The organism is Pseudomonas sp. RL_5y_Pfl2_73 (assembly GCF_963970515.1).
Classification (GTDB): Bacteria; Pseudomonadota; Gammaproteobacteria; order Pseudomonadales; family Pseudomonadaceae; genus Aquipseudomonas.
Genome location: NZ_CAXAPD010000004.1, coordinates 34,070 through 51,054, shown reverse-complemented (window position 1 = coordinate 51,054; position 16,985 = coordinate 34,070). Strand labels below are relative to the sequence as shown.

The 16,985-nt window shown below is 59.0% G+C and carries 12 protein-coding genes; all 12 read right to left on the bottom strand.

Features of this window, described 5'->3' with window-relative positions; translation table 11 throughout:
• Window positions 1–78: 78 nt before the first annotated feature.
• Window positions 79–1,305, bottom strand: a complete 1,227-nt coding sequence (locus AACY42_RS04975; protein WP_339477180.1) for a multifunctional CCA addition/repair protein — start codon at window positions 1,303–1,305, stop codon at window positions 79–81.
• Window positions 1,306–1,368: 63 nt separating this feature from the next.
• Entirely contained in the window at window positions 1,369–2,934 is a 1,566-nt protein-coding gene (locus AACY42_RS04970) for a SpoVR family protein (protein WP_339477177.1), read from the bottom strand.
• Window positions 2,931–4,202, bottom strand: coding sequence for a YeaH/YhbH family protein (locus tag AACY42_RS04965; RefSeq protein ID WP_339477175.1), 1,272 nt, complete (start codon window positions 4,200–4,202; stop codon window positions 2,931–2,933). The genes AACY42_RS04970 and AACY42_RS04965 overlap by 4 nt, the downstream gene beginning before the upstream one ends.
• A gap of 113 nt (window positions 4,203–4,315) precedes the next feature.
• Complete coding sequence (locus AACY42_RS04960; RefSeq protein ID WP_339477173.1) at window positions 4,316–6,238, bottom strand: PrkA family serine protein kinase; 1,923 nt, start codon at window positions 6,236–6,238, stop codon at window positions 4,316–4,318.
• A gap of 298 nt (window positions 6,239–6,536) precedes the next feature.
• Window positions 6,537–6,866, bottom strand: coding sequence for a thiosulfate sulfurtransferase GlpE (gene glpE, locus AACY42_RS04955; RefSeq protein WP_339477170.1), 330 nt, complete (start codon window positions 6,864–6,866; stop codon window positions 6,537–6,539).
• A gap of 34 nt (window positions 6,867–6,900) precedes the next feature.
• A complete protein-coding gene (locus AACY42_RS04950) occupies window positions 6,901–7,764 on the bottom strand; it encodes a symmetrical bis(5'-nucleosyl)-tetraphosphatase (RefSeq protein ID WP_339477168.1) in 864 nt (287 codons plus the stop codon).
• Entirely contained in the window at window positions 7,764–8,144 is a 381-nt protein-coding gene (apaG, locus tag AACY42_RS04945) for a Co2+/Mg2+ efflux protein ApaG (protein ID WP_339477165.1), read from the bottom strand. Before apaG ends, AACY42_RS04950 begins: the two co-directional genes overlap by 1 nt.
• 115 nt (window positions 8,145–8,259) lie before the next feature.
• Window positions 8,260–9,078, bottom strand: a complete 819-nt coding sequence (gene rsmA / locus AACY42_RS04940; protein WP_339477164.1) for a 16S rRNA (adenine(1518)-N(6)/adenine(1519)-N(6))-dimethyltransferase RsmA — start codon at window positions 9,076–9,078, stop codon at window positions 8,260–8,262.
• Window positions 9,075–10,064, bottom strand: coding sequence for a 4-hydroxythreonine-4-phosphate dehydrogenase PdxA (gene pdxA / locus AACY42_RS04935; RefSeq protein WP_339477162.1), 990 nt, complete (start codon window positions 10,062–10,064; stop codon window positions 9,075–9,077). Before pdxA ends, rsmA begins: the two co-directional genes overlap by 4 nt.
• Entirely contained in the window at window positions 10,061–11,377 is a 1,317-nt protein-coding gene (gene surA / locus AACY42_RS04930) for a peptidylprolyl isomerase SurA (RefSeq protein ID WP_339477160.1), read from the bottom strand. Before surA ends, pdxA begins: the two co-directional genes overlap by 4 nt.
• Window positions 11,358–14,156, bottom strand: coding sequence for an LPS-assembly protein LptD (locus AACY42_RS04925; protein ID WP_339477158.1), 2,799 nt, complete (start codon window positions 14,154–14,156; stop codon window positions 11,358–11,360). Before AACY42_RS04925 ends, surA begins: the two co-directional genes overlap by 20 nt.
• A 155-nt stretch (window positions 14,157–14,311) precedes the next feature.
• Window positions 14,312–16,009 (bottom strand): group II intron reverse transcriptase/maturase, encoded by a 1,698-nt coding sequence (gene ltrA, locus AACY42_RS04920; protein ID WP_339477155.1) that lies wholly within the window; start codon window positions 16,007–16,009, stop codon window positions 14,312–14,314.
• Window positions 16,010–16,985 lie beyond the last annotated feature (976 nt).

The window sequence follows — 16,985 nt, the reverse complement described above, 5'->3', positions numbered from 1 at the left end:
CTGAAATTCTGATGTGGGAGCGAGCTGGCTCGCGATAGCGGCGTTACATCCAGCTGAAATGCTGAGCCAAAACGCCCGTCAGCTCGCCGCTTCCTTGTAGGCCTTCAACGCCCTGAGACGCTCACGCTTGATCGCCTCACCCAGTTCCGGTCCCTTGAAGCCCTTCTCCAGCAAAGGCTGCACCGCCACCGTGCGGGCTGCTGCCGCTGCGCCTCGCAGATAATCAGCCTGTGGATAACTCCGTTCTTCAAGCCCTTTGCGCCCTCGCGCATCCATCTCACAGGCTGCGATGAACTCCTCGAAGCGCTGAGGTCGACGGTACACATCGAAACTCTGCAGCAGCTCAAGCAAAGTAGACGCCTTCAGTTCAAGCGCGCGATGGCCATGGGTGTGGTACTGGCCAACCAATAGCGCCAGTTCCTGACAGTCGCGTGGCGCCTTGAAGCGCTCGTTGACCGCTTTGATCAGCTTCAGTCCCGTGTGCTCATGGGCGATGTGTCGCGGCCATTCGTGCTGGGGGGTCAGGCCTTTGCCCAGATCGTGGAGCAGGCAGGCCCAGCGGACCGTCAGCGGTTGCTCATGCAGGGCGGCCTGCTCCAGCACGCTCAGGGTATGGACGCCGGTATCGATTTCCGGGTGATGGGCTTGAGGTTGAGGCACGCCAAACAGCGCATCGACCTCGGGCATCAGGACTTTCAGGGCCGTGCAGTCGCGCAAGACTTGGACAAATACCTGTGGCTGCTTCTCCATGAGGGCGCGAGAAATTTCTTTCCAGCTGCGCTCGGCCGTCAGCGCTTCCAGTTCGCCGGAGTCGCTGAGTTGGCGCATCAGGTCAAGGGTTTCGTCCGCCACCTTGAAACCCAGCGGCGCATAACGCGCGGCGAAGCGGGCAACCCGCAGGACTCGAAGGGGATCTTCGGCGAAAGCGGGGGAAACGTGGCGTAACACGCGGGCTTCCAGATCACGCTGGCCATGGTACGGATCGGTCAGGTTGCCATGGTCGTCTTCGGCCATGGCGTTGATCGTCAAGTCCCGACGAACCAGGTCTTCTTCAAGGGTCACTTCAGGGCTGGCATGGAACACGAAGCCGCCATAGCCGCGGCCGCTTTTGCGCTCAGTGCGGGCGAGGGCGTATTCTTCGCCAGTCTTCGGCTCGAGGAATACCGGAAAGTCGGCCCCCACGGGGCGAAAGCCCTTGGCGAGCATTTCCTCGGTGGTGGCCCCCACCACAACCCGATCAATGTCGGTGACGGGAATGCCGAGCAGGCGATCGCGAACGGCACCGCCAACTTTATAGATCTGCATAAAAAACCTCCATTGGTCCGACAGGATAACCTTTGCGTCGGACGTCCGGAGGCGAAAACGGGATCAGAGATGAATGACGGCCAGATCCAGGCGACCGTAGTCGCCTTCCGCTTGTTCGCTCCTGGGGGGCACATGATGGGTTTTCATCACTTGGTCGCCCTGCAGGGTTTCCAGGTGGATGTCGAAACCCCAGAGGCGATGCAGGTGTTTGAGTACCTCATCTGTGGAGTCACCGAGTGGTTTGCGGTTGTGCGCCTGGTGACGCAGGGTCAGAGAGCGATCCCCGCGGCGGTCGATGCTGTAGATCTGCACATTGGGTTCGCGATTGCCCAGGTTGTACTGCGCCGCCAGGGTTTCGCGAATGATGCGGTAACCGCCCTCATCGTGAATGGCCGGTACCAGCAGGTCATCTTTCTGATCATCATCGAGGATGCTGAACAGTTTCAGGTCGCGGATCACCTTGGGGGAGAGGTACTGCAAGATGAAGCTTTCGTCCTTGAAGCTGCTCATGGCGAATTTAATGGTGGATAGCCAGTCCGAGCCGGCAATTTCCGGGAACCAGCGACGATCTTCCTCGGTGGGATTTTCACACATGCGTCGGATGTCGCGGTACATGGCGAAACCCAGTGCGTAAGGGTTGATGCCGCTGTAGTACGGGCTGTCGAAGCCGGGCTGGAATACCACGCTGGTGTGGGACGTCAGGAACTCCATCATGAAGCCATCGGTGACCAGGCCTTCGTCGTACAGGTCGTTCATCAGCGTGTAGTGCCAGAACGTGGCCCAGCCCTCGTTCATGACCTGGGTTTGGCGTTGTGGATAGAAATACTGGGCGATCTTGCGCACGATGCGCACGATTTCCCGCTGCCACGGCTCCAGTAACGGCGCATGTTTTTCAATGAAATAGAGAATGTTCTCCTGGGGTTCGGCAGGGAAGCGGGCATTGTCTTTTTCGTTGTACTTGTCTGCACCCTTGGGAATGGTGCGCCACAGATCGTTGATCTGTTTTTGCAGGTGCTCTTCACGGTCCTTTTGGCGCCGGCGTTCTTCTTCGGCGGAAATCGGATACGGCCGTTTGTAGCGGTCCACGCCGTAGTTCATCAGGGCGTGGCAGGAGTCCAGCAGGTCCTCTACCGCGTCGATGCCATGGCGTTCCTCGCATTGCATGATGTACTGCTTGGCGAACACCAGATAATCGATGATTGAGCTGGCATCGGTCCAGGTGCGGAACAGGTAGTTGCCCTTGAAGAAACTGTTGTGTCCGTAGCAGGCATGCGCCACCACCAGGGCCTGCATGCAGATGGTGTTTTCTTCCATCAGGTAGGCGATGCACGGATCGGAGTTGATCACGATCTCATAGGCCAGCCCCATCTGGCCGCGACTGTAGGATTTCTCGGTGCTGAGGAAGTGCTTGCCGTAGGACCAGTGGTGATAGCCCAGCGGCATGCCGACGGACGCGTAGGCGTCCATCATCTGCTCGGCGGTGATCACCTCGATTTGGTTCGGGTAGGTGTCGAGGGCATACCGGTCCGCGATACGGCTGATTTCGCGGTCGTAGGCCTTGATCAGCTCGAACGTCCATTCGGAGCCGGTGGAAATGGGCTGGCGTTTCTGCTCTTTTTTGGCGGTCATGTCACTAACCTGCGCTGGAAGAGTTCACGGAAGACCGGGTAGATATCCCCGGCCGAGACCAATTGCTGTTGGGCAAATGTGTCGGAAAAAGCTTCGGCAATCCGTTCGTATTCGTACCATAAGGCCTGATGTTCGCGTGGAGTAATTTCCACGTAGGTGTAGTACTGGACGAACGGCATGATCTGGTTGATCAGGATGTCACGGCAGATCGGTGAATCGTCGTTCCAGTTGTCACCGTCCGACGCCTGGGCCGCATAGATGTTCCATTCGTTGGCGGGGTAACGTTCGGCCATGATCTCCTGCATCAGCTTCAGGGCGCTGGAGACGATGGTGCCGCCGGTTTCCCTGGAGTAGAAAAATTCCTCTTCGTCCACTTCCTTGGCGCTGGTGTGATGGCGGATGAATACTACATCGATCTTGTCGTAGTTCCGTTTCAGGAACAGGTACAACAGGATGAAGAAGCGCTTGGCGATATCCTTGGTGGCCTGGGTCATGGAGCCGGACACGTCCATCAGGCAGAACATCACCGCCTTGGAGCTAGGGTTTGGCTGTTTCACCAGCAGGTTGTACTTGAGGTCGAACGTGTCGAGGAACGGTACGCGGTGGATGCGGGCGCTGAGTTTCTCGATTTCCGCTTCAAGGTCCTGAATGTCGCCGAAGTTGTCGGGTTCTTCGCGTTTTAGGCGGGCCAGCTCTTCCTTGGCTTCACGCAGTTTTGCCCGACTGCTGCCCGACAGCGCGATGCGCCGGGCATGGGCTGAGCGAAGGGTACGGATGATGTTGATGCGTGACGGATTGCCTTCGTTGCTGATGCCGGCACGCACGGTCTTGAAGGTGTCGGTACCGGTCAGGTTGCGCTTGACCAGGTTCGGCAGCTCCAGGTCCTCGAACATGAACTCCAGGAATTCTTCCTGGGTGATCTGGAACACGAACTCATCCATGCCCTCACCGGAGTTGCTGGCTTTGCCGGGCCCCTTGCCCGCGCCTCCACCCTGAGGGCGGGGGATGTGCTCGCCGCTGGTGAATTCCTTGTTGCCGGGGTGTACGACGGTCTGTTTGCCGCCGCGACCATGGTGAAGCACCGGCTCGTCGATGTCGCGGCCGGGGATACTGATCTGTTCGCCGTGTTCCATGTCGGTAATGGAGCGCCGGCTGACCGCCTCTTCGACGGCCTTCTTGATGTGGTCACGGTAACGCCGCAGAAACCGCTGACGGTTCACCGTGCTCTTGTTCTTGCCATTAAGGCGTCGGTCGATCACATAGCTCATAGGCCCCTCCGGGGGAGCTTCAAGTCGTAAGCCTCAAGCTGCAAGGGGCGTGGCGTCGAGCCATGGGCTCAACGCCGTTCCCTTACAGGCTGTAGCTAGAAGCTTGCCGCTGCTTACTGCGATTTCCGGACCCGCAGATACCACTCGGAGAGCAGTCGTACCTGTTTGTCGGTGTAGCCACGTTCGACCATGCGTGTGACGAAATCGTTGTGTTTTTGCTGGTCCTCCTTGCTGGCCTTGGCGTTGAAACTGATGACTGGCAGCAGGTCTTCGGTGTTGGAGAACATTTTCTTCTCGATGACCACCCGCAGCTTTTCATAGCTGAGCCAGGTTGGGTTCTTGCCATTGTTGTTGGCCCGGGCGCGCAGTACGAAGTTGACGATCTCGTTGCGGAAGTCCTTCGGATTGCTGATGCCCGCCGGTTTCTCGATTTTTTCCAGTTCCTCGTTGAGGGCCACGCGATTGAGTATTTCGCCGGTTTCCGGGTCGCGGTACTCCTGGTCCTGGATCCAGAAGTCTGCGTACAGCACGTAGCGGTCGAAGATGTTCTGGCCGTACTCGCTGTAGGACTCCAGGTACGCCGTCTGGATTTCCTTGCCGATGAACTCGATGTAGCGCGGGGCCAGGTATTCCTTGAGGAAGCGCAGGTAGCGCTCGCGGGTCTCGGCCTGGAATTGCTCCTGCTCGATCTGCTGTTCCAGCACGTACAACAGGTGAACCGGGTTGGCCGCGATCTCGTGAGGGTCGAAGTTGAAGACCTTGGACAGGATCTTGAACGCGAAACGTGTGGACAGCCCATTCATCCCTTCATCGACCCCCGCGTTGTCGCGGTATTCCTGGATCGACTTGGCCTTCGGATCGGTGTCCTTGAGGTTTTCACCGTCGTACACGCGCATCTTCGAATAGATGTTGGAGTTTTCCGGCTCCTTGAGGCGCGACAGCACTGTGAACTGGGCAAGCATCTTCAGGGTGTCGGGCGCGCAATGAGCCTTGGAAAGCGAACTGTTGAACAACAGTTTGTCGTAGATCTTCACCTCATCGCTCACTCGCAGGCAGTACGGCACCTTGACGATGTAGATCCGGTCGATGAAGGCCTCGTTGTTCTTGTTGTTGCGGAAGGTATGCCATTCCGACTCGTTGGAGTGGGCCAGCAGGATACCGGTGAATGGAATGGCCCCCAGGCCCTCGGTGCTGTTGTAGTTGCCTTCCTGGGTGGCGGTCAGCAGCGGGTGGAGCACCTTGATAGGCGCCTTGAACATTTCGACGAATTCCATCAGCCCCTGGTTGGCCCGGCACAGCGCACCCGAATAGCTGTAGGCGTCGGCGTCGTTCTGTGGGAATTCTTCCAGTTTGCGGATATCGACCTTACCCACCAGGGCGGAAATATCCTGGTTGTTTTCGTCACCGGGTTCGGTCTTGGCCACCGCGATCTGGTTGAGGATCGATGGGTAGAGCTTGACCACTTTGAACTGGCTGATGTCACCGCCAAACTCGGCCAGGCGCTTGGTCGCCCATGGCGACATGATGGTACTGAGGTAGCGGCGCGGAATGCCGAAGTCTTCCTCGAGGATCGCGCCGTCTTCGGTGGCGTTGAACAGCCCCAGGGGCGATTCGAACACTGGCGAGCCCTTGATGGCGTAGAAGGGCACTTTTTCGATCAGTTGCTTGAGCTTCTCGGCCAGGGACGATTTACCACCACCCACGGGGCCGAGTAGATAAAGGATTTGTTTCTTCTCTTCCAAGCCTTGGGCGGCATGGCGGAAATAGGACACGATCTGTTCGATGCATTCCTCCATCCCGTGGAAGTCTGCAAAGGCCGGATAGCGGCGAATCACCTTGTTGGAGAAGATTCGCGAGAGCCTCGAGTTGGCCGAGGTATCCAGCAGCTCCGGTTCTCCGATTGCCAGCAACAGACGCTCCGCAGCCGATGCATAGGCACTGCGGTCCTGCTTGCAGAGTTCGAGGTACTCCTGCAGCGTGTATTCCTCCTGCCGCGTTGACTCGAAACGTTGCTGGAAGTGGCTAAAAATGCTCATGACGTCACCTCGCTCGATACGTGGAGCCGGTGTCGGATCAATCAGTCGATGCTGGACAGCCGCTGGGAACCCAGTTGCCGTTTACCCCCCAGAATGCTTCCAAGAATGCAGGCTCTTGAAAGCTGACTCCCGATGACCCGCGCGCCGGTGTACCGGCTCTCCCCTGTTTTGGATGGCCTGAGGCTAAGGATAGTTCGGAATCGGGGAGGTAAAGGTGGAATACGTAATTAGTTATGGCTGACCGTTCGTCTGCCATCATCAAGCCCGCGGTTCACGCGGGCTTGGCCGGCATAAAAAATTATTCGTGATGATCTTGCGCTGTTTCTAAAGGATAAGTCGCACGCCACAACTCAAAACCACCGTCCATGCTGTAGACATCGCTGAAGCCTTGGCTGACCAGATAAGCGGCTGCGCTCTGGCTGGAGTTGCCGTGATAGCAGACCACGACCGTAGGCGCATCGAGGTCGGCGGCACGGATGAAGTCGGCGATGGAATGGTTATCCAGGTGCCTGGAACCACGGATATGCAAAGCCGCAAAAGTGGCAGGGTCGCGGACGTCGACGATGACCGCGCCTTGGTCGCGCAGGGCCTGGGCCTGTTCCGGGGGGATGCGTTTGAATTCGGTCATGAGGGGCTCCTGTAGCGCTGAAGCGCAACGCCGGTCAGGCCGGCAATGGTGCAATGGTCGGGTGATGGATTTTAGCGTGGCCCTGTTCGTCGCAATCGCAACGCAGTTGCTCGTCAGTGTCGACGTTCATCAGCGTCATGGCGCTGCCCCACACGCAGCCGGTATCGAGGGCGAAGACGCCGGGCTCGTCGGATTGGCCGCCCAGTGCCGCCCAGTGCCCGAAAATGATCTTCAAGTTACGGGTCTTGCGCTCGCTGTGCTTGAACCAGGGGGCGTAGCCGGGCGGCGCCGTCTCGATGCCTTCCTTGCCCTTGAGGTCGAGCTTGCCGTCGCGGGTGCAGAAGCGCATGCGCGTGAAATAATTGGTAATGACGCGAAGACGGGCGCTGCCGGTAAGGTCGTTGTCCCATTTGACCGGCTCGTTGCCGTACATGCCGTCCAGGTAAGGGGCGAATAGATTGTCGTCGCGCAATGCCTGTTCGACTTCTCCAGCGCACTTGAGCGCCTTGCGCAAGGACCACTGGGGCGGGAGGCCAGCATGGACCAGCGCAAGGTTGCGCTGTTCGTCGTAGTGCATGAGCTTCTGCTGGCGCAACCACTCGAGCAATTCAACGCAATCGGGGGCGTCGAGGATTTCGCTCAACGTGTCGGATTTTTTCAGGCGCTCGATGTTCTGCCAGGCGGCCAAAAGGTGTAGGTCGTGGTTGCCGAGCACGCACACCAGCGACTGACGAATACTGTAGAGAAAGCGCAACGTCTCGAGGGACTGCGGGCCACGGTTGACCAGGTCGCCCACCAGCCACAGCGTGTCTTTTTGAGGATCGAAGGCGACGCGCTCCAGCAGGCACTTGAGCGGGTCGAGGCAGCCTTGCAGGTCGCCGACCGCATACGTGGCCATTAGTGCAGGGCTCCGGGCACGGCCAGGCGGAAGGGCTTGATGACGGCGTCGAAGCGTTTGCCGTCCTCGGCCAGCATCTGGTAGGTGCCCTGCATGGTGCCGACCTTGGTCGTCATTACTGTTCCGCTGCTGTAGCTGTGGCTTTTGCCAGCGTCGATCAACGGCTGCTGGCCGACGACACCTTCGCCACGCACTTCTTCGACATGGCCATCGCCGTCGGTGATGATCCAGTGCCGCGACAGGAGCCTGGCCGGCAGGGAGCCGCTATTGCGTACAGTAATGCTGTAGGCGAAGGCGAAGCGGTCATGCTCGGGTTGCGATTGTTCTGCCAGAAAACGGGTGGTGACGCTGACGTCGACCTGGTAACGAGGATCGGACATGCAAAAAGGCCTTAAAAGCGAAGCGGGACGCGGGCGCGACTCAGGAGATCAGTCTAGGCCAAGTATCGGGTAGTAGGCCAGACTGGCTTACTGCCCGATAGCGGTCATCGTCCGTTCAGTCGGCGTCGACGTGTGCAGCGGCCTGTTCACTGAGCTTGTCGGCCAGGCGCACGAAAGCGGCCAGGTCCAACTGCTCGGGGCGCAGGCTGCCATCGACGCCAGCGGCTTCGATTTCGGCGCTACTGAGCAGCAGTTTCAAGGTGTTGCGCAAGGTCTTGCGGCGCTGGTTGAACGCTTCGCGTACCACCCGCTCCAGCAGGCGATGATCCTTGGCTGGGTGCGGCAGGACGGCATGGGGCACCAGGCGGACGATGGCCGAGTCGACTTTCGGCGGCGGGTTGAACGCGCCCGGGCCTACGTTGAACAGGTGTTCGACGCGGCAATGGTACTGGACCATGATCGACAGGCGACCCCAGTCACCACCGCCAGGGCCGGCGGCGAGGCGTTCGACCACTTCTTTTTGCAACATGAAGTGCATGTCGCGAATCAGGCCGGCGTTGCTCAGCAGGTGGAAGATCAGCGGCGTGGAGATGTTGTACGGCAGGTTACCCACCACCCGCAGGCTGTTCGGCGCGGCGTTCAGGCTTTTGAAGTCGAACTTCAGCGCATCGCCCTGGTGCAGGCTGAAATTGCTCCTGCCGGCGAACTGCTGGTTGAGGATCGGAACCAGGTCCTTGTCCAGTTCCACCACGTCCAGTTGCGCGCCGCTGTCGAGCAGCCCCTCGGTGAGGGCACCCTGGCCCGGGCCGATTTCCAGCAGGCGGTCGTCGGGCTTGGCCCGGATGGAGCGCAGGATGCGATCAATCACGCCGGCGTCATGCAGGAAGTTCTGGCCGAAACGCTTGCGCGCGCGGTGTTGGTATTGCTCGGTCATAAATGGGTCTCGGCCATCTGGTAGGCGGTTTCCAGCGCGACTTGCAGGCTGCCGGTATCGATTTTGCCGCTGCCGGCCAGGTCCAGGGCGGTGCCATGGTCCACGGAGGTGCGGATGATCGGCAGGCCCAATGTCACGTTGACCGCCGCGCCAAAGCCTTTGTACTTCAGCACGGGAAGGCCTTGGTCGTGGTACATCGCCAGCACCGCGTCGCAGTGCTCCAGATATTTTGGGGTGAACAGAGTGTCGGCAGGCAGCGGGCCACGCAGGTCCATGCCCTCGCTGCGCAAGCGCTCCAAGGTGGGTTCGATGATGTCGATTTCTTCACGGCCCAGATGTCCGCCTTCGCCTGCATGGGGATTGAGCCCGCAGACAAGGATGCGTGGCCGGGCGATGCCGAACTTTTCCTGCAGGTCGGCGTGCAGGATGCGGGTGACCCGCTCCAGGCGTTGCGCGGTGATGGCGTCGGCGATGTCCCGCAAGGGCAGGTGAGTGGTCACCAGGGCCACGCGTAGGCCACGGGTGGCGAGCATCATGACCACTTGCGCGGTGTGGGTCAGCTCAGCCAGGAATTCGGTATGCCCGGAAAAGGCAATCCCGGATTCGTTGATTACGCCTTTGTGCACCGGAGCGGTGATCATGCCGGCGAACGCTCCGTCCAGGCAGCCTTCACCTGCGCGGGTCAGGGTCTGCAGGACGAACGCGGCGTTGGCCTTGTCCAACTGCCCGGTGACGACCGGAGCGCCCAGGGGCGTGTCCCAGACATACAGGCTGTTGGCGGGCGCCGGGACGTCCGGCCAGGCTTGCGGTGTCACCGGCAACAGGTTGACGACCACCCCCAGTTGCGCGGCCCGCTCAAGGAGCAGGTCGCGACTGGTGATGGCAATCAGGGGGTGTGGCTGGGCTTGCGAGGCGAGCAGCAGGCACAGGTCGGGACCGATGCCGGCTGGTTCGCCGGGGGTTAGCGCGAAACGCTTGGGTTTCACTGCGCTGCCTGGTCTGCACCAGGAAGTTTGATTTCAACGTAGGCTTCGTCGCGAATCTGACGCAGCCAGGTTTGCAGCTCTTCGTCGTATTTGCGGTTGCGCAAGACAGTCATTGCCTGCTGTTCGCGAGCCTGGGTGGTGCTGTCAGTGGCGCGACGGCCAAGGACTTCCAGCACGTGCCAGCCATAAGGGCTCTTGAACGGTTTGGACAGTTGGCCTTGCGGTGTTTCAGCCATGACCTGGCGGAACTCCGGAACCAGTGCATTAGGGTCAACCCAGTTCAGGTCGCCGCCGTTGAGGGCCGAGCCTGGGTCTTCCGAAAAACTCTTCGCCAGTTCAGCGAAGTCTTCGCCCGCTTCGATGCGGTCGTAGAGTTTCTCGGCCAGGCGCTTGGTTTCGGCTTCGCTGCGAATCTCGCTTGGCTTGATCAGGATGTGGCGAACATGCACTTCGTCACGGACCTGGGTTCCACCACCGCGCTTTTCCAGCACTTTCAGGATGATAAAGCCCCCGGGTGTACGCGCTGGCTGGGTGATATCGCCCACGGCCATGGCGCTCAGCTCGCGGTCGAACGGAGGCGGCAGTTGAGCGGGCTTGCGCCAGCCCATGTCGCCGCCTTCCAGGGCGTTGTCGCTGCCCGACTTGGCAATGGCCATCTGGCCGAAATCAGCACCTTGCTTGAGCTGCTGGTAGACATCCATCGCCTGGCGGTAAGCGCTCTGGATCGCTTCGGAGTTGGCGCTCTCCGGGGTAGGAATCAGGATGTTCGCCAGGTGCAGTTCTTCGGAAAGCTGCATCTTGCCCAGGTCGGAAGCGAGGAAGTTCTTCACTTCCTGCTCGGACACTTGAATGCGTTCGGCTACGCGGCGCTGGCGCACACGGCTGATAACCATCTCGCGGCGAATCTGATCGCGAGCGTCCTCGTAAGAGAGGCCGTCGCGAGCCAGGGCGGCGCGGAACTGGTCGATGGTCATGTTATTGCGCTGGGCAATGGTGCCGACGGCCTGGTTCAGCTCTTCATCGGTGATGCGAATGCCGGAGCGTTCGCCGATCTGCAGTTGCAGGTTTTCGACGATCAGGCGTTCGAGCACTTGCTGGTCCAGTACGCCTGGCGGCGGCAGGCCACCGCCGCGCTTGGCAATGGTTTGCTGCACTTCATGGACGCGCTGGTCCAACTGGCTCTGCATGACCACGTCGTTGTCGACGATGGCCACCACTTTATCGATGGACTGTACCGCGGCGTTGGCCGCGGTACCCAGGAACAGCGCGCCCAGCATCAGCGGGCGCAGACAATCAGAAAGCTTGATCTTCACGTTCACGATAACCTTGGATGCCTTTGTCGAGGAAGCTCTCTACCTTGGCGCCGGTGAGGCCGCCGAGTCCCTTCAGGACAATTTGGAGGAAGATGCCGCGGTCGCCTTTTTCGTTTTCCGGGGCAGCCTGACTGAACTCTTCATAGTCGACCCAGTAACGGTTGATCAGGCGCAGTTTCCAGCAGCAGTTGTCGTATTCGAAACCACCGAAGGCTTCCAGGGTACGGTTGCGGTTGTAGTCATACTGCCAGCGGCTGATGAGGTTCCACTGCGGCACGATCGGCCAGATGACCGAGAAGTCGTGCTGCTTGATCTTGTAGTAGTCCTTCACGTAGTTCGGATCACCCGGCCTGCCGTAGTCGCCACCCCCCACTTGCCATTGACCAGTGGTCTCGTCGTAACGGACCTGATCGTTGCGATAGCGATAACCGGCGTTGATGACCTTGTTCGGGTTGTCTTCCGGCTGGTAGTGGAACATCGCGCTGCCCGAACGAGGGCTGCGGGTGTCCGGATCCCAGTTGTAGGTGGCGGTGGTGCGCCAGTCGCGGTTCCAGCGGTATTCGTATTCCAGGGCGTACGGGGAGACATCCGACTTGGCGTCTTCACGTGTCTTGAAGTCGATACCTGGCAACTGGACTTCGCGATCCTTGAAATAAAATGCCTGGCCGACAGCGACACGTTGGCGTTCGAAGCCGTTTTCTTCGATCCAGCGGCTGGTTACGCCCAGGGACAGCTTGTTTTCGTCGCCGACACGGTCGGAGCCGGTGAAGCGGTTGTCGCGGAACAGCGAGGAGTAGCTGAAGGTCGACTCGCTGGTATCGAAGACCGGAATATCGCTCTGATCCTTCTCCGGTACATAGAGGTAGAACAGGCGTGGCTCCAGGGTCTGGCGATAGTTGGTGCCGAACCACTGGGTGTCACGGTCAAAATACAAGCCGCTGTCGATGCTGGCGATTGGAACGCCGCGGCTCTGACTGCTGCTGTAGGTGCCACGCAGGCGATCAGTTTCGGCGCTCTGCGAAGCAACCTGCGATTTGCCTCTGCTATCCAGGTCCAGGTCATATTGGGTGTACTGGTATTTCAGAGATGGCTTGATATAGCCGTAGCTCGCTTCCATCGGCAGGCTCATGACCGGCGCCAAATTCAAGCGATTGCCGTTCGCTCGAGCAAGCCCGCGGATGTTGTTATCCAGCCACGGTGATGTATCGCCCTCTTCGTTGCTGTACAGGCCCTTGCGCAAATCCCGATCAAACCGCACCAACTCCGTCTTGTAAGCGAAGTCCAGGCCGTACGGATGCTGAGGCAGCTCACCGTCGAAGGTGATCTGCGGCAAACGGTTATAAGGCGTGATTTTCGAGATCGTCGCCATCTGGTAAGCCTGGGCATTCAAGCGGGCAACGTAGTTGTCCCCCCGATAGCTGACGGCTCCTTGCTGGTTCACATAGTCTTTGGACTCGACACCGATCTGGTCGGTCTGCAAATCCTGGAAGTAGTACGGGTCGCTGATCTTTGTGTAGTCGACTTCCGTCAGCACGCGCGAGTCGAGGCCGCCCTTGTGCTGCCAGTTATACATGTAGCGGGTCTTGCTGTAATCGGACTGCTTGGCGCGTTCGTCTTCGTCGTCGTTGAGGTACGCCGCGCCGAACTGCCCTTCGCTGGACTTGGTCAGGTAGCGGAACTCGCCTTCCATCAGCATGCCGCGCTTGCTCATGTAGCGCGGGTACAACGTGGCATCGTAGTTCGGCGCCAGGTTGAAGTAGTACGGGGTGACCAGCAGGAAACCGGTGTCGGTGCCGCTGCCGATGGTCGGCGGCAGGAAGCCGGACTGGCGACGGTCGTCGATCGGGAAATAGATGTACGGTGTGTACAGGACTGGAATGTCCTTGACCCGCAGCGTCACGTTGGTCGCGGTACCGAAGCCGGTGGCCGGGTTCAGGGTGATGTTGTTGCCCTTGAGCGTCCAGGCGTTGCTGTTCGGTTCGCACGTGGTGTACGTACCGTCCTTGAGACGGATGATCGCGTTCTCGGCGCGCTTGGCGTACAGCGCGTTACCACGGATGCGCGACTTGTGCATGACGTATTCGGCGTTGTCGACCTTGGCTTCGCCGGTGTCCAGCTGTACATCGGCATGATCGCCAACGATCAGTGCGCCGTTGTCGCGAACCCGCACGTTGCCGCTCAGCTCGCCACGGTTCTCGGCCTGGTACAGGCTGGCCTCGTCGGCCTCGACCTGCATGCTGCCCTGGCGCATGACCACGTCGCCGGCCAGGGTCGCCACCTGTTCTTCCTGCTGATAGCGCGAAGCCTTGGCGCCGAGGAAGGTGGGGGCGTCGCTCTTGGCGGTCTTGTCATTCATGCCAGGACGCGTCGGCTCGATATAGGCACCGGCGCAGTAAGGGCCGGTTTCAGCCAATTGCGCCGGGGTGAGGTTCTCTCGTGGAACCCAATCCAGGTGACTGTAGTCTGCACTGCGCGACTTCAGGCCACGGCCCTTGGCTTCGGTAACGAGCATCGGCTTTTCGCCGGCTTCCTCGCCCGAGCTGCTGTCGGCTGGCGCCGCGCCGCTGTCGGAAACCGCACTGCCGTCATGCACGGGGCGCGGCGGCAACGCGGCGGCCGGTGTCTTGGGTGCACAGTCCCAGGCACCCGAAGCGGAGACGGAGCAGTCATACTGCTGCGCCGCGACGACGAATGAAGAGGCCAGGGGTTGCAGGGCCAGCAGACTGCCGGTGACCAGCAACGGAAATTTTTTACGAAACGCGGGGGATTTCAATGCCATCTTATTAGTCCGGGCTTCCTGCGTGCCATCTGCCCGCGGTGTGGGCCGCACGCCTCTCGATGGTCTGAAAGTTGGGTAGGAACAGATCATTTCTGGTCCGCTCCCCCCTAAAAACCGTACGTGCGCCTTTCAGCGCATACGGCTCAAGTCTCTACTTAACCCCCGAAATCGGGAGCCGGTTTGTTCACTGTTAGCCCACGAGCATGAAGCTGCTGGTGGCAAATGGGATGCAATAGTACCCGGTTGCTTAGCGAGTCACCACCGCCTTGTGAGCGATAAATGATGTGGTGGTCGTGCCACCCCGTCTCCCTGGTTATCGGGTTCTTGCACAGTAAACACAGACCTTTTTGCGATTGAAACAGGTTTGATACTTGTTTGCGGTATTTCAGCTTCCCGAGCATCCGGGACATCCGCAGTTTCTCGCCCATTTCCTCCATCGAAGGATCGAACGGGTTGTACTCCCCGCTGATTTTTCTGTGCCTCTCGATCGGCGTAGCCTCAAGGGTGTATAGCCTGATCTCCTCTTTGTCCCCAGTCGCTGTCAGTAACGTGGTGCAGAACACCCAGTTTCGACCCTCGATGAGTTGGAAATACTTCTTCCTGATCCAGTCGAGGCTTTTGTTCGGGTGTCGCCGTTTTGCCCAGCGCCATAGCGCTTGGAATATTTGAAAGTCCATGCGGCTGTACGCCTTCTTGGCGACTACTGGCTGGTGATACGACGCCCAGCCTCGCAGCATCGGGTTCAGCAATCGGATCAGATCCTCTTGCGTCACCGCTTTGTTGGTGCTGATGACATCCTTGGCTTTGCGATAGAACGCTTTCGCGTTTTTCTTGCTCGGCTTGATCAGAAGCTTTCCGCCGTACTTGCGGAAATTCCAACCCAGAAAGTCAAAGCCTTCATCTATATGGACGACACGGGTTTTCTCAGGGGAAAACTGCAATCCGCGCACCGCGAGGAACTGCTCCACCCAAGGTTTGACTTCGCTGTCGAGCACCTCTTTCGATTCGCCAGTGATCACAAAATCGTCCGCATATCGCACTACATTGATTTTCAGCTTCTTGGCCCGTGTCACGCCCAGATGTCGCTTGAGCTGTGTTTCCAGGCCATCCAGCACCATGTTTGCCAAGGTCGGCGAGATAATCCCGCCTTGAGGTGTACCGGCATCCGTTGCCTGAAGCTGGCCTTTATGGATCACGCCTGCTTTCAACCATTTGCGAAGAACCATTTTGTCCGTAGGGACGTGGTGGATCAGCCAGTCGTGGTTGATATGGTCAAAGCAGCCCTTGATGTCCGCTTCCAAAACCCATTTGGCCGATAGCCTCTTGGACAGGCAAACGAACAACTGCCCCATCGCATCCGCCGTCGAGCGTTCGATCCTGAAACCGTAGCTATTTGGATCACCCGTGGTTTCTGCAATGGGCGCCAGAGCAAGCAAATACAACGCCTGCATTGCCCTGTCAGTCATGGTCGGGATGCCCAAAGGGCGCTCCTTTCCATTTGACTTCGGGATAAACACTCGCCGTAGCGGCCGAGGTTTATACCCGTGGCGCTTCAATCCATCTGCCGCTTTCCATTTGGCATCCGGTGTATCCCAGAGCGCGCGATCGACTCCCGCCGTGCGCTTGCCCTGGTTTTCAGTGACTCGCCGCACGGCCAGGTATCTGGCCGTGCGTGAGCGGGTCAGCATCCGTTGCAAGGCTTTCACCCTGCGCCAGTTGCCTTCCCGACAAGCCTTCGCAATCCGTATCTGCATTGCCCGAACGTTCCGCTGAACGCGACACCAGTCGATGTCGTGCCATTGCTGCGGAACGTCGGAAGGCGCAGACACGGCCATTTGGCTGTGTTCTATCATGCTGCCTTCCTCTCAGATGACCCTGAGCAAAAGACGTACGCATCCCCTGATGGGGAGGGGCGCTCCCGTCAGGGTTGGACTATTGGAAGGTCCGGTATTTCTGGACCTCGAAGTTCATTGAAACAGGCTCAATCAGCATTCATGCGACGAAAGACCACGCAGAAGTCTGCCCGGTTTCCCGTGGGATAATGTTCCAATCCCTATCCGAACCATTACAGCCCGGCGTTCGCTTTCTCTGCGATCCCATACCCGCACAGCCAACAGTTCACCTTGCGGTTTGCCTGCCCGAAGGCAGCCATACGGGCTTACCACGTTCCCTGACTGTCACACGACTGGTTTAGGACCTGCCTTTTCGCCGGAGGCTTGTGCAGCGACGTATTCCCACATCCCACAGGAATATCTGGCCTCGTACCTTTTGGTTCATGCCTGACAGCAGTTTGGGCATGGTTATCCTTACGGCGTTTATCAGCAGTTCACTTACGTTGCCCTTGCCAGCCAGCCTAGCGCCTCAACCCGGTACTGCTCCGAGCATCCATGACTTGCCTCGCAGCAAGATCACGCCCTGACGGGGGCTACATTGTCGGAAGAGCTTCATACCCCACCGTTACCAGTGACGCATGTCTTCCTAGGCTATCGTTGGTCGCACAACGAGTCCGCTACTGTTCAGTGACTGCAACAGTTGGACAATGACAGACAGAACTTTCGCTCATGTCTCCAGTTGAAATGGACAAGGACCGTAGGAAAACGGCTTGTCTGGGTGATGTTCCCCCTATTTGCAGAAGGAGGAACCCCTGCGGGGATTCTTCCCGTCAGAGTAAGGCCATGGGGCCGATGTGATGAAGTAAGCACTCCCAGTCCGAAATCCGGACCATAACCACGCTTCCGAGTGCTAAGTGGTTTTGGGTTCGCTATTGCGCCGCAGCGACAACGAGTCTTTTAAGCGAAGGACTCCTTGGGCGGTTTTGTTTCCCGAATT